The following is a 2,136-nucleotide window of genomic DNA, read 5'->3' as shown; positions in this document are numbered from 1 at the left end:
TGGAGGGTCGGGAGCTGGCGCGGTGGCATTTCGGGCGGTAGGGCTCGGGGCCTGTCTTCCGCCGGTTTCCCGGTCGGGTGTGCTTTCCCCGATGACCGTGACCAGTTCTGCTCCGTTTCCAGCTCCCGCCCGTCAAACCGTGCATGCGGTTCTCCCGCACACGGCTTACCGACGTCGTTCACCGCCGGCATTCGGTCTTACCCGCCAAGGCTTTCCAGCCCTGGGTGCGACGACGATTCCATACAAGCTGATCAGGCCGAGGTCGATGGGCCGCGCGTTGCTCATGACCCACCATCCGAACTTCGCGCTGCGCCGGTGCTTCTTGCTGACGAACCGCGCCAGCCGCCACTGCGCGAATCTCCTGATCTTGCTGAGACGCTCTGCCGAATGCCCGTACTTGAAGTACGCCGCCCAGCCGCGAAGAAACCTGTTCAGGTCCTCCGCGATCGCCTCCGGCCGTCGCGGCAGCCTGCTCCGGTCGGTGATCTCCCGGATCCGGTCGCGGGCATGCCGCATGGCCTTGTCCGCGGGCCAGCGCGCGAGGAACACAAAGCCACGTTTCCCGTTGACGCCTCTGGATCTGACAAGCCGGTGATGGAACCCAAGGAAATCCAGGCCCTCCCCACCGACCTCCAGATGGACGATGCGGGTCTTGGCCGCCTTGGGCTCCAACCCAGACCGGCCAGCAGCTCGGTCAGCCGGGCAAGAGCCCGTTCGGCCTGACTGCGCGACCAGCACATCGCGATCAGATCGTCTGCGTAACGGACCAGCACCCCATCCGCTTCGTCCCATGCCCGGTCGAGCCGGTGCAGGTAGACGTTGCACAAGACAGGGCTGATGACCCCGCCCTGCGGGCTGCCGGTGACTTCGCGTCGCACCTGCCCGTCCTGCATCACCCCGGCGCGCAGAATCTGCCGCAGGAGTTTCAGGACGGTCCGGTCACAGACGCGTTCCTCGACCGCTCGCATCAACTCATCGTGCGGGATCGCCGTGAAGCAGCTGGCGATATCCGTCTCCACCACCCACCGGCGCCCTTTCGCCTGCTCGTCAATGAGCACTTGCAGGGCGTCATGGGCTGACCGCCGGGGCCGGAACCCGAACGAGCAGTCGAGCATGTCCGCCTCAAAGACCGGTTCGAACACGATCTTTAGCGCGGCCTGCACGACCCGGTCCCGAACGGCCGGGATCGACAACGGCCGCCATTCGTCCCTGACCCCCGGTTTGGGAATCAGAACCCGACGAGCGGGCAGCGGACGATAACGGCCTTCCCGAAGCTCAGCGGCCAACTCATCCAGGAGCCGGGCAATCCCGTACTCCTCGACTTCGGCCAGGGTGGTCCGGTCGATGCCCGGTGCGCCGTTGTTCGCACGCACCGTCACCCACGCGCGTTGCAGGACGTCTCTGCGATAGACCTTGTCCATCAACGCGTGGAACCTGCGTCCGGGATCGGCCTTGGCCGCCCGGTAGAGCACATGCTGCAAGGCACGGACCGGATCACGCGGCACTGACAGCCGACGCGATCCCGAAGCGGCGGTAATAGCCTGACCGGCACTCACCGGGCCTCCTCCTCAACATCACATGCATCGACGAAGCAGTGGCCCTTCCCTCACCGCCGGTTGTGTTGTCCGGTCGGCTCGATCAGTACTACGGCCACCTCCGACGCCCTTCCGGCACGCCACCCACTTCCCGAGGTCATCGGTTATAGGGTGCGACGCTCCAGCAACAATTTCCGCAGGTCACTGGGCCGGAGAGGGCCTCCCCAGTTCCCGCCGCCACTATCGGCACGTTCCGCGCCCCATACGCCGGGGAGTTCTTCGCGGCTGCTTCCAGGCTCTTCACCGCTTCCATGGCCTTCACCCCGATTCCGAAGGGCTCGGCACTCCCTTGCCCCACCCTCACGGGCGGGTGAGTAACGACGCCGCAGGCTTCGCTTCACACTACGGACCGCACCGTCGCTCCCCCATCAGGGCCTTTGACGCTGGGCTTCGACCCCGCCCGTTTCCAGACGGAACCGCCAGCCTGCTACCGGGCCTCCTGGCAGCTACCCGGACCGGACTCACACCGGCAAGCGACGACGAGCTTACGAACAAGATCAGCCGCTCACGCGGCATCACCTCCCGTTCTGCTGGGCGCACG

The 2,136-nt window shown here is 66.1% G+C and carries 2 protein-coding genes; both read right to left on the bottom strand.

Features of this window, described 5'->3' with window-relative positions; genetic code table 11:
- Positions 1 to 165: 165 nt before the first annotated feature.
- Positions 166 to 516, bottom strand: a complete 351-nt coding sequence (locus SM611_RS37565; RefSeq protein ID WP_371955167.1) for a group II intron maturase-specific domain-containing protein — start codon at positions 514 to 516, stop codon at positions 166 to 168.
- A complete protein-coding gene (locus SM611_RS37560) occupies positions 432 to 1,556 on the bottom strand; it encodes a reverse transcriptase domain-containing protein (protein ID WP_371955166.1) in 1,125 nt (374 codons plus the stop codon). The genes SM611_RS37565 and SM611_RS37560 overlap by 85 nt, the downstream gene beginning before the upstream one ends.
- Between the last annotated feature and the right edge of the window lie 580 nt (positions 1,557 to 2,136).

Origin of the sequence: Actinomadura monticuli, assembly GCF_041463655.1 — a bacterium.
GTDB lineage: Bacteria > Actinomycetota > Actinomycetes > Streptosporangiales > Streptosporangiaceae > Spirillospora > Spirillospora monticuli.
The sequence above is the reverse complement of the archived record's forward strand: the minus strand, read 5'-3'. Positions and strand labels throughout refer to the sequence as shown.

What these genes read in the sequence shown, in the direction of transcription:
- SM611_RS37565 (WP_371955167.1), bottom strand. Translation starts at nt 516, where the DNA reads ATGCGGCATGCCCGCGACCGGATCCGGGAGATCACCGACCGGAGCAGG.